At 65.2% G+C, this 21,455-nt stretch carries 17 protein-coding genes and 1 tRNA gene; 6 read left to right on the top strand and 12 right to left on the bottom strand.

Annotation, left to right across the window (positions count from 1 at the left end):
- Positions 1-24 precede the first annotated feature (24 nt).
- From AC1DFR_RS15580 to AC1DFR_RS15560, 5 genes are read right to left on the bottom strand one after another with little or no spacing between them, the layout of a single operon-like run.
- Positions 25-1,299 carry an MATE family efflux transporter gene (locus AC1DFR_RS15580; RefSeq protein ID WP_476873824.1) on the bottom strand — a complete coding sequence of 425 codons (1,275 nt, stop codon included), beginning with the start codon at positions 1,297-1,299 and terminating at the stop codon, positions 25-27.
- The gene (locus tag AC1DFR_RS15575) at positions 1,300-2,058 is read right to left on the bottom strand and encodes a CDP-alcohol phosphatidyltransferase family protein (RefSeq protein ID WP_476873823.1); all 759 of its coding nucleotides are present in this window, start codon (positions 2,056-2,058) and stop codon (positions 1,300-1,302) included. It lies immediately after the preceding gene.
- On the bottom strand, positions 2,055-3,497 hold the full coding sequence (locus AC1DFR_RS15570; RefSeq protein ID WP_476873822.1) for a hypothetical protein: 1,443 nt from the start codon (positions 3,495-3,497) through the stop codon (positions 2,055-2,057). Before AC1DFR_RS15570 ends, AC1DFR_RS15575 begins: the two co-directional genes overlap by 4 nt.
- Positions 3,481-4,635 (bottom strand): glycosyltransferase, encoded by a 1,155-nt coding sequence (locus AC1DFR_RS15565; protein WP_476860359.1) that lies wholly within the window; start codon positions 4,633-4,635, stop codon positions 3,481-3,483. Before AC1DFR_RS15565 ends, AC1DFR_RS15570 begins: the two co-directional genes overlap by 17 nt.
- Positions 4,628-5,476, bottom strand: a complete 849-nt coding sequence (locus AC1DFR_RS15560) for a glycosyltransferase family 2 protein (protein WP_223915154.1) — start codon at positions 5,474-5,476, stop codon at positions 4,628-4,630. The genes AC1DFR_RS15565 and AC1DFR_RS15560 overlap by 8 nt, the downstream gene beginning before the upstream one ends.
- Positions 5,477-5,517: 41 nt before the next feature.
- On the opposite strand from AC1DFR_RS15560, the gene AC1DFR_RS15555 reads away from it, so the two are divergent.
- Positions 5,518-6,300 (top strand): SGNH/GDSL hydrolase family protein, encoded by a 783-nt coding sequence (locus tag AC1DFR_RS15555; protein WP_476860360.1) that lies wholly within the window; start codon positions 5,518-5,520, stop codon positions 6,298-6,300.
- A gap of 14 nt (positions 6,301-6,314) precedes the next feature.
- On the opposite strand, the gene AC1DFR_RS15550 is transcribed toward AC1DFR_RS15555, so the two are convergent.
- From AC1DFR_RS15550 to AC1DFR_RS15535, 4 genes are all read right to left on the bottom strand, one after another.
- Positions 6,315-6,779 carry an LbetaH domain-containing protein gene (locus tag AC1DFR_RS15550; protein WP_476873821.1) on the bottom strand — a complete coding sequence of 155 codons (465 nt, stop codon included), beginning with the start codon at positions 6,777-6,779 and terminating at the stop codon, positions 6,315-6,317.
- 140 nt (positions 6,780-6,919) lie between these two features.
- Positions 6,920-8,179, bottom strand: a complete 1,260-nt coding sequence (locus AC1DFR_RS15545) for a glycosyltransferase family 4 protein (protein WP_476857304.1) — start codon at positions 8,177-8,179, stop codon at positions 6,920-6,922.
- Between the two features lie 6 nt (positions 8,180-8,185).
- Entirely contained in the window at positions 8,186-9,151 is a 966-nt protein-coding gene (locus AC1DFR_RS15540; RefSeq protein WP_223915147.1) for an NAD-dependent epimerase/dehydratase family protein, read from the bottom strand.
- Between the two features lie 45 nt (positions 9,152-9,196).
- Complete coding sequence (locus tag AC1DFR_RS15535) at positions 9,197-10,813, bottom strand: sugar transferase (RefSeq protein ID WP_476873820.1); 1,617 nt, start codon at positions 10,811-10,813, stop codon at positions 9,197-9,199.
- A gap of 600 nt (positions 10,814-11,413) precedes the next feature.
- Between AC1DFR_RS15535 and AC1DFR_RS15530 the strand changes: the two genes are divergently transcribed.
- The 3 genes from AC1DFR_RS15530 to AC1DFR_RS15520 all read left to right on the top strand — a co-directional run bounded on the left by AC1DFR_RS15530 (position 11,414) and on the right by AC1DFR_RS15520 (position 12,884).
- Positions 11,414-11,487 (top strand) — tRNA-Gly (locus tag AC1DFR_RS15530).
- Between the two features lie 90 nt (positions 11,488-11,577).
- Positions 11,578-11,727, top strand: a complete 150-nt coding sequence (locus AC1DFR_RS15525; protein WP_018774018.1) for a hypothetical protein — start codon at positions 11,578-11,580, stop codon at positions 11,725-11,727.
- Positions 11,724-12,884 carry a N(5)-(carboxyethyl)ornithine synthase gene (locus tag AC1DFR_RS15520; RefSeq protein ID WP_476873819.1) on the top strand — a complete coding sequence of 387 codons (1,161 nt, stop codon included), beginning with the start codon at positions 11,724-11,726 and terminating at the stop codon, positions 12,882-12,884. The genes AC1DFR_RS15525 and AC1DFR_RS15520 overlap by 4 nt, the downstream gene beginning before the upstream one ends.
- Before the next feature lie 16 nt (positions 12,885-12,900).
- On the opposite strand, the gene AC1DFR_RS15515 is transcribed toward AC1DFR_RS15520, so the two are convergent.
- A complete protein-coding gene (locus tag AC1DFR_RS15515) occupies positions 12,901-14,298 on the bottom strand; it encodes an MFS transporter (protein WP_476873818.1) in 1,398 nt (465 codons plus the stop codon).
- Between the two features lie 139 nt (positions 14,299-14,437).
- On the opposite strand from AC1DFR_RS15515, the gene AC1DFR_RS15510 reads away from it, so the two are divergent.
- Together AC1DFR_RS15510 and AC1DFR_RS15505 are read left to right on the top strand one after the other, a co-directional pair.
- A complete protein-coding gene (locus tag AC1DFR_RS15510; protein WP_079550633.1) occupies positions 14,438-15,292 on the top strand; it encodes a LysR substrate-binding domain-containing protein in 855 nt (284 codons plus the stop codon).
- A gap of 240 nt (positions 15,293-15,532) precedes the next feature.
- Positions 15,533-15,928, top strand: a complete 396-nt coding sequence (locus tag AC1DFR_RS15505; protein ID WP_476857301.1) for a hypothetical protein — start codon at positions 15,533-15,535, stop codon at positions 15,926-15,928.
- Between the two features lie 132 nt (positions 15,929-16,060).
- Here AC1DFR_RS15505 and AC1DFR_RS15500 read toward each other — a convergent pair whose 3' ends face one another.
- A complete protein-coding gene (locus AC1DFR_RS15500; protein ID WP_476873817.1) occupies positions 16,061-19,615 on the bottom strand; it encodes a bifunctional proline dehydrogenase/L-glutamate gamma-semialdehyde dehydrogenase in 3,555 nt (1,184 codons plus the stop codon).
- 249 nt (positions 19,616-19,864) lie between these two features.
- Entirely contained in the window at positions 19,865-21,328 is a 1,464-nt protein-coding gene (locus AC1DFR_RS15495; RefSeq protein WP_476860367.1) for an amino acid permease, read from the bottom strand.
- Positions 21,329-21,455 lie beyond the last annotated feature (127 nt).

Raw genomic sequence — 21,455 nt, 5'->3', positions numbered from 1 at the left:
GCTACCCGCCGTGTTCTGCCGCGCTCACCGGGCGTCAGCAGCCCGCCGGAGCTCGACTTCCGCCGGATCGGGCCGATGCAACGACGATTCTGTCCGGGAACGGGAACGGGATCTCGACACAACGGTGGCGGTCCCCCCGACGATAACCGCGGCCGCGACTGCCAGCGCAAACGCCCAGGCGGCGCCAACGGTGCCGCCCGCATACGCCAGGGCAAGGGGCAGCACAAGCGTCAGAAGGGCCAGAACTGCCCGCATGAGCGTCGACAGCCTGTTCGCCTGGACGGACCTGTAGTAGGCCAGCAAGACGGTGTAGGGAACCATCGCGAAGTATTGCACCAAGTAAGGAAGTCGCAGCCCGGACGCAGCCTCCCAGGATGCGCCGAGCACGAGGGCCCCTATGGAGCCCGGCAGCAGCATGACGGCCGCGCCCCACAGCCCGGCCATGGCTGCCACGACCACAGCCGTTTCGATCAGCCGCATTCGAAAGACCGCAGTGCCCTTGGAGCGCACGAGCTCGGGAATGACAGCCATCTTGATAGCGGAAAAGGCGGTGTTAAGGGGCGAGAACAGCAATTGCGCCGCCCGCAGCGCACCCACGCCAGCAGCACCCAGAGGCAGCGCCAAGAGATACAGCACGACGAAGTTGGACGCGTTGAGCGCTGAAAACTCCCCGAGATAGCGAAGCCCGGGGTTACGGTTGACGCCAAGCCAGCGCCTGCCGTCGCGCAGCGAAGGCAGCACCCGCCCCAGCAGGAGTCCCAGGACCAAAGCTGCCGCTGCGCCGCCGCCCCAGCACAGAACGACGGCCCACACGGCTCCGGTGGTGGACGCGACAGCCACCATGGACGTGATCGACAAGACGGCCCACACAGCGTCGATGAGCAGCGCCCGCCATGGACGGTGCTCGCAGATAAACAAATACCGGAGCGTGTCTTGGAGGAGCACGAAGGGCAGGCTCGCGGCGATGACAAACCAGATGAGGCGGGCCGATTGGTCAGCCACGACGGCGCCGGCCAGCAGCAACGGAACGGTGGCGGCTGCGACCAGTACGCTGGCACCCAAAACGCCTCTTCTCACCGGGGCTTTCAGGGAGCCGACGGCGGAGTATTTGACCAGCATTGTCTCTCCGATAAGCGCACGCTGGGCGCCCAGGAACAGGAGCAACCCCGCATAGCCCAAGGAGAACTGACCGAACTGGCCGGGGGTCGCGACATTGGCCGTAATGGCTACCGCGACGAAGTTCGAGATGCTGGATACGGCCTGATCGCCGAAGGCGACATACCTGCTCAGGCGGGCCATCTAGTCCATCCTTGCCAGGGCACGGGAAAACTTCGCCACATAGGCGGCGCAGAAGACGCAATGGAAGATCGCCAAAGCCGCGTAGCTGGGCAGGAATATGTTGATCCACGGCACTGTCATCAGGGCCAGGCACGTCACGCCGTAGTCGACTGGCAACGTGAGGATTGATCGCTTTATCGAAGTTGAGGCATCGTGGCCGGGAGGTGACGGGCGCTGCCCCGCCTGGCGGGTCAGCTGATCGAACAGTGCGCCGGCGAAGAAGATTGTGGAGTTGGCGAAAAGGAACACGCCGCACAGCGCGGCCAGCTGCAGCGCCGGAATGGAAGTTGTGCGCAGGAGGAAGCAGAAAACGGCTCCGTGCAGGACGACGATCCGCCCGCTGTCCAGCACGTGGTCGAGCCACTCACCCAATTTTGAGCTCCGTCCCTGGAGCCTTGCCAGCTGCCCGTCTGCGGAGTCGAGGACAAACCCGGCGGCGAGCACTACTCCCACCAGGGCGGAGCCTGCCCCGGTTCCTGCCCAGAGGGCCAGCCACAGCAACGCCCCGTAGGTAAGGAGCGCCCCCGCGAAAGTCACCTGGTTTGGCCCGAACCGGGTGTTCCTGAGCGCGGCTGCGACCACCCGGCCGGCCGGCCGGTTGACGTACAGGCAGTACAGGGGCACCCCCTTCTTGCCCTTCTGCGCCAGGCTGAGCTCCCTGAAGGACTGGGCAAAACCGGGCCCTGCGGCATGTGGACGCTCGAGCTTGTCCGTACTCATTTCGTGTCACCTGGCTTTCGTTTGGCGCTCACGCTCAGAACAGCAATGGCCAGGGCGAGGATCAGCAGCCTCCCCATCGACTGCAGCAAAGAGCCGCGGAGCAGGATAAACATGTACCCGGAGAAGATGGCGACGCCCAGATAGCCCACCGATCCGGCGGACAAGGCACCCGCGCCGAAGCCGACGTCGAGCCTTCTGCTCAGCACTCCCAGCAGGGCGAATGTGACCGCCACCCCGAGGACTCCGAAATTGATCCAGGCCTCTGCCCACAGTGGGGACGACAGGTTGACGTTGGCACTGCTCATCCACTGGCCGACCTCAACACCGCTGTCGAGCGGTTTGGTCGGCCAGACGACGCGCGGCACCCAAAACAGCACGGCGCCAAGGAACTGGTACCCCCAGGTCAGTCCCTCATCCCGGGTGAACCCAAGGGTATTCGCGAGCATGCTGAACTGGTCATAGTCTTTGGTCGAGATCATCCGCCACACCGAATCCGTCTGGAGCATGACGCCGGTCCCCGCTGCCCGGCGGGTGATGTCGCTTAGCGGAAAAAGGAAGATCGCCGCCACTACCCCGCCGACGATCGCCAAGTTGAAGAGGGCTTTGCGTGACCCGATGAGCGGCATGACCAGGCCGAAAAGCACGGCCAGCGTCCAGTAACGCGAGTTGGAGATCGGGTTGTTCACGACGACATTGAGCACCACCAGGCCGACTATTAATACGGAGTCAAGCAGGTTGAGGGAACTTCGGAGGACCCGGAAAATGTGGATGTAGAAAATGAGCGCCACCAGGCAGGTCACGGAGCCGAAGGCGGAGATGATCGCCCGGGCGGCTTGTCCGCTGTCGGGGCTCACCTGGTCCAGGGCCTGGCTCGCCTCCTGCCGGCTGGCAAAGAACACGCTGATTCCGCCGACCTGAGCCACGTATATCAGCCCGCCCAGGATCGCGGCTGTCGCAAAGATCCTCAGGGTTTCCATGCTCCGCAGCTTGCGCACGGGCGCCGGGCCGCCCAAGTTCTTGAAGAGTCTGAGGTGATAGGCCAGGTCGAAGCTGACGCAGCCAAGAAGAGTGATGGCGGTTGCCGCGTACAAGGTCGAGTCGTCGACCTGGACGGCAAGGATGGTTGACGCGCCGGTCGACAATTGGGCCAGTGGAACCACGCCCAGGCAGACATAGACGAACATCCAGAAGACACCGGCTACCGGTCGCACCTGGTCTTTCCAGAGAATGGCACTCATGCGGAAAGCCGCATAGAGGAGCACCGAATATCGGATGAGGAAGTCAGTATCGCTGTAGGTGGCTTCCGACGCCGACCGCAGGATGAGCGGTATGGCGACGGCAAAACACAAGAAAGTCAGGATCGCCAGCGCCGCGCCGATTCCTGACTTCCTCTCGCCCGGCAGGCTGATCGGGCTCCGGAGGTCACTGCCGGCCAGCATCTATCGCCTCCGCATACAATCCCAGGAGACTTTCCGCGAGGGATTCGGCAGACCAGAGACCCAGGTGCAGCTCACGGGCCCGCGCACTCAGCCGGAGCCGCAGATCCTGGCTGGCCGCCACTGTGGCCATGGCTGCGTGGAAGGCCCCGGCCGTGGGTGCGGCGACAACCGCCGCGCCCGCTTTCTGCAAGGGCGCGGCCAGTCCACATTCCGAGGTCAGGATGATGGGCGTACCCACAGCCGCCGCCTCGATGATCACCATCGGGTAAGGCTCGTGGCGGGCGGGCAAAACGACGGCGGTCGCATGGGACAGCGCCTCCAGCACCTGGGGTTCCGTCAACTCCCCCGGAAGATCGAACCGGTCGCGGAAGCCTGAAGCCTCGATCAAACGGTGCACGCTCTCCAGTTCGCCTTGGTCAGGTCCGGCAACCACGAACCGGGCTTCCGATCCCTCCCGCAGGAGGGCAATGGCTGCCTCGACGAACACCGTGGGCTGCTTGCGCGCCGCCAGCCGCGAAACAAACAGAAAGGTGGGGGTCTGCGGGTCTTCCCACACGGTGCCGGGGTCGGCTGTAGCGTTCACCACCCTGCGCATCTTCGTCCTCGGCACGCCGAGGGACTCAAGGTTCTTTTCTTCGGCCTCCGTCAGGGTCAGCCATATTTGCGGCGTCCGCATCGCCCGACGGAAGATCAGCGCATCGAACACCCGCAACCCGCGCGAACGCGGCGCTGCCAGCATGCCGTGGGCCTGCGCGATGACGGGAATGGCAGCACCGCGGAGCACCAGGGCGCTGAAGGTCGTGATGAAGTCGCGGCAGAGGTGCAGCTGGACGACGTCGACCTGGCGGCTCCGGTCCCAAACATGCCTGACGAGGCCAACCCCAATCAGGCCCCTGAGACGCGCGCCCCGGAAAGGGCGCCGGACGCGGAAAATTCTTTCATGCGGTTCCGGGCGAGTGGCCGGCCGGCCGCCGAGCCAGCCCCCGACGAGTTCAACAGCGGCACCGCGGCGCACCAGCGCTGCAGTCTGCATGCGCGCGACCGCCCAGACGCCGCCCGCGACGGCCCCCGGGCCGGCCAGGCCGCCGATCTGCAGCACGCTCAGGGGCGGCCTCGACGATGCGCGATTTTCAGACATGCTCAGCCAGCCGGCTGCCGTTTTGCTGTAGCTCGCGGGTCTTCAGGCCGATCTGCCAGTAGTACGTGGCCAGGGCGACGGCGTAGTCCATGCCGGCCCGTCCGTCCAGGAAGCCGCCCCGGACGATGTAGCTGTAGACCCAGAAGGCAACTGGTTTGAACGGGACGACATCAAAGCGCTGGCCCTGCAGGCTTTTCGACGAGCGCACCGAGCGCCGCATGGCCGGGTCGGCATGGATGTAGGCCTCCCAGTCGGAGTACTTGTTGTGCCTGTCGAACCAGGTGCGGACCGGATCCAGATCGTGGTGTGCCAGCAGGCCCGCTGTGCGTCCCACCTCACCTGTCGCCTCTGGCTGGTAATGCACTTCCAGCTCTGTCATCACCGGGAGATTCACCAAACCGGTGTCCTCATAGCGGTTAAAGCCCCGCTTCAACAGCGAACGCTTGACCACCCGGTGGCCGTGTTTGAGAACCTTGCCAGCGAAGTGATAGGAGATGGGGATGTCGAAAGCCACACGGCGTTCCAGCGGATCCGAGACGATCACGGCGATTTCCTCGATCAGTTCCCGGCTCGGAAATTCGTCGGCGTCAAGGAACAGGATCCACGGGTGGCGCGTCGGCGCATGTTCAAGCTGCCACTGCTTCTTCTGCGGGTAGGCCCCGTTCCAGGTGAAGTTGATAACGGTCGCACCGCCGGCGGCGGCAAGTTCCGCGGTCCGGTCGGCGCTGTTTGAATCGACCACGATGACCTCGTCAAAGTCGCTCAGTGCCGCCAGGCACCTCTCGATGCTCGCCTCTTCATTTTTCGTCTGAATCAGGACCGAAGCTGGTATCTTCTGCATTCACTTCCCCCTCGAGAGTGGATTGCCGATAGTCTTTGCGAATGGATTTTCTGAAGAGCGCAAACAGGACCAGATCATCCTTCCGGTTCCGTCACGTGAAGGAACTTGGATTTGGCCTGCTGGCCGTCGTGGCGGTCATGATTGCTGTGCTGGCATTCACCGCGCGGGGCAACGGGGCCGCTCCCTCGCCGGCTCCAGCTGCCAGCACGCCGGAATCGAGCCGTGCCGCGGTCCCAAACGTTGACATCATCGGCGACTCCTACGTTGTTGGCTCCGACCAGGGTGGCTACGGAGCAGCAAACTGGGCAAAGATCGTCGGGTCCCGCTTTTACTCGGAATCCCATCCGGTCGACATGAACGTCATCGGCCATCCCGGCGCCGGGTACATCGTCAGGGGAACCGAGAAAGTCACGTTCGCCGAAGCCGCCACCACCAGCCTGCGCTCGACGGCAGATCTGGTTCTCGTCTTTGGGAGCAGGAACGACGGTAAGCAGGACCCTGCAACGATGGCTGCGGCTGCGACGGATCTCTACACAAAGATCCACGAGCGGGCGCCCCACGCGAAGCTGATCGTCGTCGGGCCGGCCTGGGTCAACGAGCGGGTGCCGGACTTCATCACCAGTGACAGCAAGGCGATCGCCGGGGCAGCGTCTGCCGGTGGCATTCAGTTCGTCGACCCTTTGAGCGAGCGCTGGTTCTTCGGCGCCGATTCCAAGCTCATCGGCGCCGACGGCGTCCACCCGACCGACGCCGGCCATCAGTACCTCGCCGACAAGATGTACGCGTTGATTTCCAAGACCCTGGCCACCATGGCTACCCCCTAGGATGCATTGTGCCATCACAGGACATCATTTCCCCGGAACCGTTCTCTGATCACTGAGGGGCCGGGCACCCGCCCGTAGACAGCATTCGGCGGAACCTCACCACGGACCACGGTGAGCGGCTCCACGACGGCTGACTGGCCAATGTGGGCTCCGCCGAGCACCATGCAACGCGAGGTGACCCATGCGCCATCGTCAATGTGAACGGGGCTGGTTATCAGGCCCATGTCGCTGCGGGCCCGGTGGCTTCCCGTGGTGATGAAGCATTCCTGTGAAACCACAGCGTTGGCGCCGATGTAGACATCGTCCTGGTTGTGGAACCAGACGCCCTCACCAATCCAGCAGCCGGTTCCGATGTGCAGCTTCCACGGAAACTTGACGCGGGTGCGGGGCCGGAATGTGACGCCCGGACCGATCTCGGCGCCGAAAGCCCGCAGCACGGCGACCCGGAGCCGTGAACTTATCTGCCAGGGGTTGCTCACGAACAATAGCTCGCAGGCCCCCCACAGATAGACAATCGCCCGTGGCCGGTCCCAGGCTTCACCGGCGCCCGGCGCCTGAGCCAGATCAATGACAGGCGTCTGCCGCCCTGGTCCGGCGTCCGGCGATGATTGTGCTGGCATCAGGACACCGCCTCGGCAGTCTGCGCGGACCCTTGTGGTGCCAGACGGCGGTCCGCAACGGCTTTGGCCAGCACTTCTTCGAATCGGGTGGCGATCGGACCAATACCAAACCGCTCGACGGAAAGCTGGCGGCTTCGCTCTCCGGCGGAGACAAGCGCCCCTGGCGACTGGACCATCCCCTGGAGCCAATCGGAGGCACCCACCACACCCTGCGCGTCCGGAGTCCCGACATACCCGCCGGCCGCCCCGATGTCCACGGCCGCTGGATTGTCCCGCGGCATGAGTCCCAGGACGGGACGGCCGGCCGCCAAGGACGAGAGCACCTTGCTGGGTATCGAAAACTTTGACGCCCCGGGCTCCAGGAGGGCCAGGAGCACATCAGCGGAGCCGAGCATTTCAGAGAGTTCGGAAGCAGGCTGGAACGGCAGCAGGGTGATCGGCAATTCCGGTTGCCGCTCCGCGATCTGGCGCACGGCTTCAATCCCTTCCCCCTCCGAGGCGACCACGAGACGCGCCGGGATGCCCTTGCCCAGGGCGGCGCGCAGGAGATCAATCAACAGCAGCGGATTGTGCTTCCGGCCGAGCGTTCCGGCATAGAGCAGACGGATCTCCCGGCCCTGCGGGAGATGGGCGCGCGCCCACCCGTTGTCCCTTGGCCCGGGCAGGATCTCACCGAGCGGCGCCCAGTTTGGAATGACAGAAACGTGGCGCACATCGAGGCCCCAGCGCCGGTACGCCCGGCGGAATTCCTCGCCGATTGCGACGACCTGACTGGCACTGCGGACCAGGTTCTTCTCCGTGCGCGTGACCCATCGCTGCGCTGCCGGACCGACAGCCGCAGGCAGCCGTTTCCTGATCTCTTCTCCGATGGCTCTGCTGAAGAGGTCCTGATGCCACAACACCCAGGGCTGCCCCGACTTTGCCATCGTTGAGCTGAATCTGTTCAGGACGAACAACGGAACGTTGCATGCCACGACGCAATCGGGACGGGCCTGCTCGAGGTGGCTGACCCAAGCTTGGGCAAATGACTTCTCGAACCGCATCCGTCCCAACGGCGAATACTTCTCGAAGGTCCTCACGGCGGTGATTCCGCGGAAAGTCAGCGCGTCCGGGTCACCGTCCAGGCGCTCCAGCTTTCCCTTGCCACTGGGATACTGGGTCGCGTAGGCGTGTTCGACGTCGTGTCCCCGCGCGGCGAGTTCCCGGGAGAGCTCCGCCTGGAACGGGTGCCCGGCGAAGTCGTGAATATGGATGCGCACGGGGGTTCACCCCTGCGCCTTGAGCTGGTCGAAGATCCACTCGTAGGTCTTTTCCAGTCCGGTCCGGAGCGTGATGGACGGCTCCCAGCCGTACGTGGCATGAAAGAGAGTGTTGTCGCTGTTCCGCCCGCGAACTCCCTGCGGGGCGTCGAGCTTGTAGTGCCTGGTCACCACGGTGCCGGAGATCTGCTCGAGGAGATCCACCATCTGGTTGATCGAGACCAACTCAGAGGATCCAAGGTTGACGGGCTCGGTCAAATCGCCGTGCAGGACGTCTTTAGTGCCCTGGATGCAGTCGTCAATGTACATGAAGCTGCGGGTCTGTTCCCCGTCGCCCCAGATCTCAAGATTGGTGTCGCCTGTCAGTGCCGCCCGTGCGAACTTGCGCGAGAGTGCGGCCGGCGCCTTCTCCCGCCCACCGTCCCAAGTGCCGTGCGGGCCGTAGACGTTGTGATACCGGGCGATTCTGGTCTGCAGCCCGAAGTCCTCGCGGTAATGCCGGGCCATGCGCTCGGTAAAGAGCTTCTCCCATCCGTAGCCGTCCTCCGGCTGTGCGGGGTACGCGTCTTCTTCACGCAGTGCGATGACGTTAGAGGACGTTTGATGTCCGGCAGCATAAACGCAGGCTGAGCTGCTGTAGAAGAACCGCTCAACGCCTGCTTCCTGCGCTGCCATGAGCATGTGAGTGCTGGTGAGCACAGTCAGCATGCAGGCCGCCTTGTTGTTCTCAATGAAGCCCATGCCGCCCATGTCGGCGGCGAGGTTGTAGACGTACTGCACGCCCCGGTTGACCTCGCGGGCCGTCTCCAGCAGCGAGCAGTCGCCCTGGATGTTCTCCGCCTCCGGGTGCACCTGGTACCACTCTGCAAAAGGCTTGCGGTCTACTGCCCGGACTGATTGTCCGTCTTTGAGGAGTTGGGCCACCAAATGGCCTCCGATGAATCCACCAGCCCCCGAAACAAGTGTGGTCATTGCCTTGCCTTTCTCAATTTTTGTAGAACAGAAACCCTTGGTTTGTCAGTAGGCCCCGACCGGATTGATGAGCATCTTTGCTGTGCGCCAAAGGATGATCAGGTCTCCGGCCAGCGACCAGTTTTCGACGTAGTACAAATCCAGTCGGACGCTGTCACGCCAGTTCAGCTCCGATCTCCCATTGATCTGCCACATGCCTGTCAGGCCCGGTTTGATGTAGAGCCGCCGGAGCACCTTGTGGTGGTAGTTGTCGACCTCGCGCTGCAGCGGGGGCCGTGGACCGACCAGGCTCATGTCGCCCTTAAGGACGTTCCAGAACTGCGGCAGTTCGTCGAGGGAGTGCTTGCGCATCCAGCGGCCGACCCCGGTGACCCGCGGATCGTTGTGCATCTTGAAGAGCACACCCGCGCCCTCGTTGTGTTCCAGGAGCCCGGCGAGATCGTCCTCCGCGGTTTCGACCATTGACCGAAATTTCAGCATGTTGAATTTCTCACCGCCGCGACCCACCCGTTCCTGCCTGAAGATCACGGGCCCGGGGCTGTCCCGCTTGATCATCACCCCGAGGACCAGAAACACAGGGATGAGCGCCACCAGGGCCGCGGCGGCCAACGTGATGTCGAATAGCCTCTTCAGAGCATGCTTGGCGCCGGCGTACTGCGGCAGTTCCACATGCATGAGGGGAAGGCCCTCCACGGGACGGGAGTGGATCCGGGGACCGGCGACGTTGGTCAGTCCGGTGGTGAGGATCAACTGGGTGGACGACTGTTCCAGCTTCCATCCGAGTCGTTGTATGTAACGGCTGCCGCCCTTCATGGGTCCGGCCACGATGACAGCATCGGCGTCCACGGAAGCCACTGCTTCCACGACGCTCCGCTCGTCTCCAATGACGTTGAGGACATGGCTGCCTTGGGTGAAGGTGCCGGCGCCGGCGGACCCGGAAAGTGCGACACCCACGACCTTGTACGCCGCACCGGACTTCTTTTCGATCTGGCTGACGACGTACCGGACGTCATTCGGCCGGCCCAACACGATCACACGCGAAAGGTAATGGCCGTGAACCCGCTGTCTGGACAGCCACTGACGCATGCTCCAGCGTGCCGCCAGCAGGCCGGTCAGCCCGGCGGGCAGGGCGAGCGCGAAGAATCCCCGGGCCACGTCGATATTCAGGACAAAACAAACCAGAGCGATGAGGCCCAGAAGCATTGCGCTTGCGCTGACGACCCGTCTGTATTCGTCGATTCCGATTCCGACGATCCGCGTGTCCCTGCTCTTGTACAGCCCCAACGCAAGCATCCAGGCGGCCGCGATGACCACGGAAATGTAGAGGTAATCCACTCGGAACTCGCCCACTTGAACCGAACTCACTGTGCTCAACCCGAACCGGGTGATGTGGGCCGCCGCAGTCACTGCCGCAATCACCAGGGCGTCTGCGGCTATCAGCAGATGCCGATAACGGTTTGCCCAACGAATGCCCTCGCGACGGGAGCTGCTCGCAAGCCGGAGTTTCGCCGACCTGAAGTCGGGAAATGGGATGGACGGCGGGGCTAAAGCTGCCGCGCCGGCAGCAGACCTCGGTGAATCTTGCGTTCGTGGGGTGACCCGGACATGATCCAGGGATCGATACCCCGTATGGACCGGAACGCGCTGCTTGAGCTCACTCATGCTTGCCGCCAATAGCGCCAACAGGACCACTGAACCCGGCCGTCCGGCGGCCCTGATGCCGTGCCAAACGCCTGGCCGGCGAGTGGCCTTGATCCGGCACGTTTGGGTGGGCAAACCCACCCGTTGGCAACAAAGGACGGGCCACCATCAACTTTTGGTCGTACATGTGAGACCTTCTAGCGACTCGGTTGGCTGTGGTCTCCTCCAGTAAATTCGATGGCTTTCTGCTGCACACGAGTGTGGCCTACCCCTCTTGAGTTGGTGGACCACTCGTCAAATTCGCCGCCACGGGCGGACTACTTGCGCCCATTACCCGGATTCGAGACAGCACTACCCATTTCGGGGTGCGGTTTCGGCTCGCTTTCTGTGCAGATGAACGAGGCGTTCCCACAGCGTTTCGGGGAAATGACGGGCCCGGGGATGCCGGGATCAGCGATCTTCAGAGCGAGGGACACCGCAGGCGCGCCATCCGGTCACAATCGCGCCACCCCAGCGCGGTACCGGCCAGGCGAGCGCGGGGTGTACAACCTCGAACTCAGACTGAGGTAATGTAAACCTCGTTGATCGGGACTCACGGCTGGAATTCAGGCCGGTCCCACTGCGGCTGTAGCTCAATGGTAGAGCGCTAGCTTCCCAAGCTTGATACGCGGGTTCGATTCCCGTCAGCCGCTCCACATGCCCCCACAGCATCCCGGGCTCCTATTAGGTTGCTACCTGTATCGTCGGAAGTCAGGAACCTCTTCGGTTCCGCTACAGGAGCAATCATGGCTGACAAATCCCCCCGTCAAGCAGCATCCAAGAAATCCGGCAAATCCATTAAGGAAAAGCGCGCTGACAAGAGGGCCGCTTCAGCGCCGGCCAGCTCCCTCGATAAAGTGACCGCCGCAAAGACGGCGAGCCCCAAAAAGAAGTGACCCGTTCACCGAATTACCTCACGCTCGGCATCCTCGCCGGCACACGCAAACCGGACGAGCGGCGCCTCCCGATCCACCCCCTGCACCTGGACCGCATCGCGCCGGAGATCCGGGACCGGTTGATCCTCGAGGAAGGCTACGGCGAGCGCTTCGGCCGGTCCGACGCCGAGCTCGCACCCCTCGTGGGGCGCATCGCGCCGCGACAGCAACTGCTGGCGGAAGCCGACGTCGTCCTCCTGCCCAAGCCGCAGCCCGAGGACCTGGCCGAACTCCGGGACGGGCAGGTCCTTTGGGGCTGGCCGCACTGCGTCCAGGACCGGGCCATCACCCAGCTGGCGATCGACAAGAAACTCACGCTGATCGCCTTCGAGGCCATGAACCACTGGGCCAGCGACGGCGGGTTCGGCCTGCATGTCTTCCACAAGAACAACGAGCTCGCCGGCTACTGCTCCGTGCTGCATGCCCTGGCGCTGACCGGTTCCACCGGGGACTACGGCCGCCGGCTGAGCGCCGTCGTGATCGGCTTCGGGGCCACCGCCCGCGGCGCTGTGACGGCGCTGAATGCCCACGGCGTCCATGACGTGCAGGTGCTGACCAACCGCGGTGTTGCCGCCGTTGGCTCTCCCATCCACTCGGTACGCATCGCGCAGTTCGACCATGACAGCGAGGCGCCGTTCCTGAGCGAGGTCATCACCGAGCGCGGGCGCGTGCCGCTGGCGCCGTTCCTGGCCGCGAGCGACATCGTGGTCAACTGCACGCTGCAGGACCCCAACGCGCCGCTTACCTACCTGCGCACCGGGGACCTGGCCGCCTTCCGGCCCGGCAGCCTGATCGTGGACGTCTCCTGCGACGAGGGCATGGGCTTCAGCTGGGCGAAAACCACCACCTTCGCCGAGCCGATGTTCAAAGTGGGTGACCACATCGACTACTACGCCGTGGACCACAGCCCGTCCTATCTGTGGAATTCCGCCAGCTGGGAAATCAGCGAGGCGCTGCTGCCGTTCCTCGAGACCGTGGTGTCCGGCCCCGAAGCCTGGGCGGGAAACGAGACCATCCGCCGCGCGATCGAAATCCGCGACGGCGTGGTCCTGAAGCCGGATGTGCTGCAGTTCCAGCAGCGGGAAGCCGAGTTCCCGCACCGCCCCTTGGAGCTCTAGGGATTTCCGCGACGAATTAGGACAGCCGCTGCGTGGATCCACGTAGCGGCTGTCCTTTTTCGGTGCGGAAATCGGTCCGGACGATCCGCAGCAGCCGGCGCCGGTCCTTCAGGTCCACTTTGAGCATGAGCTGCCCGCGCCGGGCGAGGACGACGGCGACGGTCGCGGCAGCCAGCACCGGGACGCCGCCGGAGACGAGGACGGCGGTGTGCGGGTCCGCGTGCTCGGCCAGCCAGCCCATCATCGGGCCGCCGATCGCCTGGCCGCCGATCAGCACCATGATGTACAGGCTCATGACCCGCCCGCGGATGGCCAGGTTCGCGCTGACCTGGACCAGCTGGTTCGCGGCGGTCAGGAACATCAGGCACCAGAATCCGGCCAGCACCATGGCCGCGCCGAACCAGGCCATGGACGGTGCCAGGGAAGCCAGGCACAGCATGAGCCCGTACATCCCGGCGCCCAGCACCACGGAGCGCAGCCGCAGGGCGCGCCGCCGGGCCGACGTGATGGCGCCGGCCAGGGCGCCGAGGGCCACGAGCGTGTTGAGCAGCCCGTAGCCGCCGGCACCGGCGTCGTACACGTGGTCCGCGAAAGCGGCCAGCAGCACCGGCAGGCTCATCGCGAACACCGCGATGAACCCGGCCATCAGCCAGGGCCAGTAGATGGTGGGCTTGCTGAGCGCATAGTCCAGCCCTTCCCGCAGCATGCCCGGGCGCTTTGCGGCCGGGGTGCTGACATGCAGCTGGTCCTTGCGCAGGCTCAGGAGCATGGCCACCGTGAAGCAGCAGGCCACCGCATTGGCGGCAAAGGCCCAGCCGGCCCCCACGGCGGTCAGCAGGATCCCGGCGATCGCAGGACCGATCAGGCCGCCCAGCTGGAAGATCGTGGAATTCACGCTGATCGCGTTTCGCAGATAGCCGGGGCCCACGAGCTCGTTGACGAACACCTGGCGGGCCGGCTGGTCCAGCACGGTCACGAGGCCCAGAACCAGCGCGATCGCGTAGACGTGTCCCACCTCGATCCGCTGGCCGAGCGCCAGGACGGCAAGGACCGCGGCCAACGCGGCGGCCACCGACTGGCACAGCATGAGGATCTTCCGCTTCGCGAAGCGGTCCGCCATCATGCCGGCCCACGGGCCGAGGAACAGGGACGGCAGGAACTGCAGGGCCACGGTGATGCCGACGGCGGTGACGGAACCGGAGAGCTGGAGCACCAGCCAGTCCTGGGCGATCCGCTGCATCCAGAGCGCGATGACGGCGACGAAGTGCCCGATCGCGAAGATGCGGAAGTTGCGGACCTTGAGCGAAATGAAAGTGTGGCGCCAAGGCAGAGGCTGGCTGACGACGGCGAGTGGTTGGGTGATGGTGTCCGGCAGGGAAGCTGCGTTCGCCTCTAGCGGCGGAGGGGGTGCCACGGAAAAGTCCTCAAAAGAGCGGGTGAGTGGAATGGACTTAACGCTAGGCTGGCCCCAAGAGATTATGGAAGCCTATTCCACGCATAACTCGCATTACAAAACGCAATGCAGGGTATGCGACACCGATCCGGAGACCCCCATGTTCGAACCCGCCCAGCTCCGCTCGTTCCTGGCCGTGGCCGAAACCTTGAGTTTCACCAAGGCCGCCGAGCGCCTCGGCCTGGCCCAACCCACCGTCAGCCAGCACGTCCGCAAGCTGGAGACCGCCGCCAAGCGGGTGTTGATTGCCCGGGATACCCGGGATGTACGCCTGACCGACAACGGCGATGCCATGGCCGGCTTCGCCCGCAGCATCCTCGCCGCGCACGACTCCGCCGCCCGCTATTTCTCCGGCTCCGCCATGCGCGGCCGCCTGCGCTTCGGCACGGCCGATGATCTCGCCATCACCGGGCTGCCACGCATCCTCCGGGAGTTCCGGCAGATCTATCCCCAGATCAACCTCGAGCTGACGGTCGGGCAAAGCGACCAGCTCTACAAGCGCCTGAACGCCGGGCAACTGGATCTGGTCTTTGTGAAATGGGTGGCCGGTGCCAAGGACGGAACCGTGGTCCAGCAGGACGCCTTCGCCTGGGTCGGGCTGGAGCAGACCGTGCTGGAACCGGCTGATCCTGTCCCGCTGATCGCCTACCCCTCCCCCAGCCTGAGCCGGAAGCTTGCGATCGACGCCCTGGAGGCCACCGGGCGCACCTGGCGGATCACCTGCACCACGCGGCAGATCAGCGGCGTACTGGCCGCCGTCCGGGCCGGCATCGGTGTGGCGGTAATGCCTTCCTCCCTGGTGCCGGAGGATCTGAAAATCATCACCCGCCGCTTCGATCTGCCGCCGGTGGGCGACGTCGATTTCACGCTCATCCGCAATCCGCTGGCCAATACCGAGGTGATCGATGCCCTCACGCAGGCGATCGTGGGCCGGACCCTGAAGCGACCGGCCTGACGCGCGGGCGGTCCCGCAGCCAGCGCTGATCCTGCCACGGTACCTACGGGGCGGACTACCCGGACCCGAGCAGTACTTACTTGACCATTGAACGGTGCACGTACTTCATCTATCCTGACACTACTTAAGATCCACCGTTCGAGGTCAAGCAGTGGCCCACGACAACGATTCGAAAAACGAACGCTGTCCGTCGCTGGCGCCTGTGGCTGGCGTCGGAACGTTCGGGATAGGCCGCCATTGATGCCAGCCATTAATCACCCCCGATTGCCCGCCCCCGCCGCCCACGCGACAAAGTCCGCCCGTCAGGTAACCGCGCCGGCCCACCCCGCAGCGGCCATGCACCACTCGACCGCCGGAATGCAGCACTCAGCCGCGGCCCAGCACGCGGCCACCCCGGGCCAACGGGGAATCCGCCCGGCTACCCTCGCAGAGTCCGATTATGTGGCCAGCCCGTACTGCGAACGCTGCGGCACGGACGAGTTCATTTACCTGGAGACCTTCGTCCCGGCCACGCACCGGAGGGACGGCTCGGTCAGCAAGCTCGGCGAGGTCACCTACTTCTGCTCGGGCTGCGACGATTTCTCCGCCCACGCGGTCCCCGCTTCCTGGGTCCCGCCGGGCTGGTACTTCGGCTAGCCCCGGCTCTGCTTAGCGCCTTCGCCGTTAAACGCCGCCGCCGTGCCGCACCTTATGGTGCCTGCACAGCGGCGGTGTTTTTTGGGTTTCAGGGTTTTAGCACGCCCGAGCCGGGGTTTTAGCAGCCCCGGGCTAGATCAGGGCGTCCGAGACGTGGTTGGGCGTGCCGAAGCGGTGCGCCGTGATGCTGATGGCCTGCTCATGCAGGAACGGCAGCAGTTCCACGCGTCCGGCTTCCGTGACGGGGTGGACATACACCGCCAGGTCCGGGCGTCCGCCCGTGGCCTCGGCCAGCGCCTTGGCGTCCCCGCCAATCAGCCGGATCCGGGCGCCGGAGAGCTTGCCCGCCGCGGCGAGGGTGCCGGCGGAAGCGAGCCATTCGGCGTCGTTCTCAACAGTCGCGGCGATGCCAAGCCCGGACAGGACGGCGCGCAGCTGGGCGGGCAGTTCGACGGCGGTGGAGACCGTCAGGACGGACCCGGCCAGGACGCCGGCGGCGACGGTCCGGACGAGGCCGGCAAGCGGCTCGCCTTCCGCGAGGCGGACCGTGACGGGCAGAGCACGGTAGCGGAAGACGTTGCGTTCCGCACTCAGGCCGGAGACGTCCTTCGCGGTGCCGAACTCTTCGGCCCAGGCGCGGGCGTCGGAGGCGAGCGCGCGCTGCAGCGGCGCGAGTTCGTCGGCGGTCAGCAAGCCCTTGGCGGCGTCCTCGATCCGGCGGACGCCGGCTTGGGCGGGAGCAGCGCCCGGGGTGCCGGCGGCGGTGCTGGGCTTGCTGACCCATTCGCCGAGGCCGACGAGGTAGTTCGGGCCGCCGGCCTTGGTGCCGGCGCCGACGGCGGATTTCTTCCAGCCGCCGAAGGGCTGGCGCTGGACAATCGCGCCGGTGATGCCGCGGTTGACGTAGAGGTTGCCGGCCTGGATGGTGTCCAGCCAGATCCCCAGTTCCTCGCTGTTCAGCGAGTGCAGGCCCGCGGTGAGGCCGTATTCGATCTGGTTCTGGATCGCGATGGCCTCCTCGAGGGTCTCGGCGGTCATAACGCCCAGGACCGGGCCGAAGAACTCGGTGAGGTGGAAGTAGGATCCGCGGCGGACACCGGAGCGCACGCCAGGGCTCCAGAGTTTGCCCGAATCATCGAGCTTCCGCGGCTCGACGGCCCAGGTCTCGCCCTCGCCGAGGGTGGTGAGGGCGTTCAGGAGCTTGCCGTTGGCGGGCTCGATGATCGGGCCCATCTGGCTCGCCGGGTCCTGGGGGTAGCCGACCTTGAGCGAGGTGACGGCGTCGATCAGCTGGTTGTGGAAACGCTTCGACTTCGCCACGGAGCCGACGAGGATCACCAGCGAGGCGGCGGAGCACTTCTGGCCGGCGTGGCCGAACGCGGAGTACGCGACGTCCTTGGCCGCGAGGTCCAGGTCCGCGCTCGGGGTGACGATGATGGCGTTCTTGCCGCTGGTCTCGGCCAGCAGGGGCAGGTCCTTGCGGAACGAGCGGAACAGCTCGGCGGTCTCGTAGCCGCCGGTCAGGATGACGCGGTCCACGGCCGGGTGGGAAATGAGCTGCTGGCCCAGTTCCCGCTCGCCCAACTGGACCATGGTGAGCACGTCGCGCGGAACGCCGGCCTCCCAGAGGGCCTCGATCATGACGGCGCCGCTGCGGCGGGCCTGCTTGGCGGGCTTGACCACGACGGCGGAGCCGGCGGCGAGGGCCGCAAGGGTGGAGCCGGCCGGGATGGCGACCGGGAAGTTCCACGGCGGCGTCACAACGGTGAGCTTGGCCGGGACGAAGGTGGCGCCGTCGACGTCGTCGAGCTTGCGGGCGGACTCGGCGTAGTAGTGCGCGAAGTCGACCGCCTCGCTGATCTCCGGATCGCCCTGGTCGATCGTCTTGCCGGTCTCGCTGGCCATGACCTCGAGGAGGTCCGCGCGGCGGGCCTCGAGGACGTCGCCGGCGCGGTGCAGGATTTCGGCGCGCTCGGCGCCGGAGAGCGCACCCCAGGCCTTGCCCTTCTCGACGGCGGTCTCGATCACGGCATTCAGGGTCGCGGCATCGTTGATCGTGGCGGCCTCGACGGAGGAGTTGCCCAGTGTCGACGTCGTGACGCGGCCCAGGATGGCGCGGCCCCAGTCGCGGTTCGCGGGCAGCGACGGATCTGTGTCGGCAGTGTTCTCGAACGAATCGTGCGGCAGCGGCGCGGCCGGAAGGGCGCGGTTCTGCAGCCGGTTCGGGCCCGGGACCTCGTCGTCGAGCTTGGCCAGCGAGGCGAGGAAGCGCTGCTTCTCGCGCTCAAACAACGTTTCGTTTTCGCTGAGTTCGAACACGGCGGACATGAAGTTGTCCTGGCTGGCGCCCTCTTCGAGGCGGCGGATCAGGTAGGCGATCGCGACGTCGAACTCGGCAGGGTGGACCACGGGAGTGTAGAGCAGGAGGGAGCCGACGTCCTTCTTGACGGCTTCGGCCTGGCCCTGGGCCATGCCGAGCAGCATCTCGAATTCGATACTCTGCGGTGCGGTATCCGCGATGCCGCGCTGCTTGGCCAGGAGCCAGGCGAAGGCGATGTCGAAGAGGTTGTGGCCGGCGACGCCGATCCGGATGTTGCGGATCCGGTCCGGGTGCAGCGAGTAGTTGATGACGCGCTTGTAGTTGGTGTCCGAGTCCTGCTTGGTGCCCCAGGTGGCGAGCGGCCAGTCATGCAGGGAGGCCTCGACCTGCTCCATCGGCAGGTTGGCGCCCTTGACGACGCGGACCTTGATGGCGGCGCCGCCGTCGGCGCGGCGGGCGGCGGCCCAGTCCTGCAGGCGGATCATGGCGGACAGGGCATCCGGGAGGTAGGCCTGGAGCACGATGCCGGCCTCCAGGTTCTTGAACTCGGGCTTGTCCAGGATCCGGGTGAAGACCGCGATGGTCATGTCCAGGTCCTTGTATTCCTCCATGTCCAGGTTGATGAACTTGGCTTTCTGGCCAGTGGACGCGTAGGAGGCGGCGCGGGCGAAGAGCGGGGTGAGCTTCTCTACGACATGCTCCACGGCCTCGTCGAAGGCCCAGGCGGAGTGCGGGGCCACCGTGGAGGAGACCTTGATCGAGACGTAGTCGACGTCGGGCCGGGACAGCAGGGTGTGCGTGCCCTCGAGCCGGCGGGAGGCCTCGTGTTCGCCGAGCACGGCCTCGCCGAGGAGGTTGACGTTGAGCTTGATGCCGTCTTTGCGGATCTTGGCGATGGCCGGGCCGAGCTTGGCGTCGGTGGCGTCGACAATGAGGTGGCCGACCATTTCACGCAGCACCCGGCGGGCAACCGGGATGACCACCTGGGGCAGGACCGGGGCCATGGTGCCGCCGAGGCGGACCGCGCTGCGCATGTACCAGGGCAGGAAGGCCGGGACCTTGGGGGCCAGTGCGGCGAGGTTGCGGGCGGCGACCTGCAGGTCTTCGGGACGGACGACGCCGTCGACGAACCCGACGGTGAAGTCCAGGCCGTTGGGGTCCTTCAGGACCCCGGCGAGCTGCTCGGCCGAGGCGTCGACGGGCACCTTTGCGGCCTCGGTGAGCCAGCGGCGCACCAGCGCGATGGTGTCCTCGGCGAGGGCTGCGGCCTCAAGGACCGTGGAGCCTTCCGAAACGGCGGCGTGCGTGGCGTCGTTGCCTGCGGCGTTTCCGGTGGTGGCGCCGGGCTCCGTGGAGATGTTGGTCATGGCTGAAACACGTTCTTTCTCAAAATGTGGACCTCTTACGAAACAGTATGCGACCGGATTTTCATAAGATAAAGCGAAGTTTTCTGAGCAATACCGGTTAGAAAAACCGACGCTTCCGGTTCCCGTCCGAACGTTCGGGAACCACCCCTGCCGCTTAAAAACCCGTTGCGCTATCACTTCCGGGCCTTAAACCCCGGGAAGCCGGGAATGGGAGCCAGAAGTGATAGCGCAACGGGGGGGGTGGGGCGGCTAGGTCAGGGGGCGGTGCATCTCCACAATCTCCTCGTGCCGCGGGCTGTCCGGGTTCATCAGCGAGTGCCTGCGGCCGTACGTGAAGTAGATGATCAGGCCGACGATGAGCCAGACAACGAACCGCAGCCAGGTCTCCCAGTGCAGCTGGAACATCAGGAAGAGCGAGGCAAACACGCCGAACGCCGGAACCACGGGCATCAGGGGCAGCCGGAACGTCCGCGGGGCGTCGGGCTTCTTGTAGCGGAACACGATCACCGACACACAGACGACGACGAACGCGGCCAGGATGCCGATGTTGGTCAGGTCCGCGACGGCCTTGATCGGGAGGATTCCGGCCAGGATTGCGGCCCCGACGCCGGCGATCCAGGTAACGCGCTGGGGCGTGCCGTTCCGGTCCGTCTTCGAGAACCAGCCGGGCAGCAGGCCGTCGCGGCTCATCGAGAACCAGACGCGGGTGACGCCGAGGAGGAAGGTCAGCATCACGGTGAGGATGGACAGGACGGCGAACACGGAGATGATCGTCGCGATCACCGGAAGGCCAACGCTGTTGAAGGCGGAGGCGAAGCCGGCCTTGGGGTCGATCTCCGTGAAGTTCTGCATGCCGGTGAGCACCAGGGTGGCGGCGGCATAGAGCAGCATGGCGATGACCAGCGAGAGGATGATCGCCTTGGGCATGTGCTTCTTGCCGTCGGTGGCCTCCTCCGCCGCGGTACTCATGGCGTCGTAGCCGAACACCGCGAAGAACACCGTAGCGGAGCCGGCCACCACTGGACCAAAACCGCTGGGGAAGAACGGGTTGTAGTTGTTGGTGTTCACGTAGAAAATGCCCAAGCCGATGATGAACAGGATCAGCAGCACCTTGATGCCGACGGCGATCAGTTCGAAGCGGCCGAAGGTCTTGGTGCCGCGGGAGAGGATCCAGGTCACGAGCAGGCAGACGAGGATCGCGGGAAGGTTGATGATGCCGCCGGTGCCTTCATCCGGCGTCGCGGTCATCCAGGCGGGCATATGGATGCCGATGCCGGAGAGGAACGCGTCGAAATAGCCCGAAATACCGATGGCCACCACGGCGACGATGGCGATGTACTCCAGCAGCAGGTCCCACCCGATGAACCAGCCGATGATCTCGCCGAGGGCAACGTAGCCGTAGGTGTAGGCCGAGCCCGCCCGCGGGATCATTCCTGCGAACTCCGCGTAGGACAGCGCCGCGGCGGCGGATGCCAGACCGGCGATCAGGAAGGAGATGAGCACGGCCGGTCCGACTCCGGGCTCGGACTCGCTGCCGTGGGCCACAAGGCCCGCCAAGGAGAAGATGCCGACGCCGATAATGCCGCCGACGCCGATGGCCGTCAACTGCCAGAGCCCCAGGCTCCTGTGCAGACCGCTGTGTTTGTTTTCTTCCTCGATGTCGTCGATGGGCTTGCGCCGCATGATCGACTGTGACAAATCCCGTGTAGCCATGAGGGCCTCCTGCTTAGGTGCGGTGCCCATCACTCCACCCTGTGATGGGGCTTATCGAGTGAGAACAGTATGCAAGCCCGGTTGCATTAGATAAAGTGAATTCTCTTAATGAATAACCGTCAGGATT

It is taken from the genome of Arthrobacter sp. 05T410, from assembly GCF_056396505.1.
The sequence above is the reverse complement of the archived record's forward strand: the minus strand, read 5'-3'. Positions and strand labels throughout refer to the sequence as shown.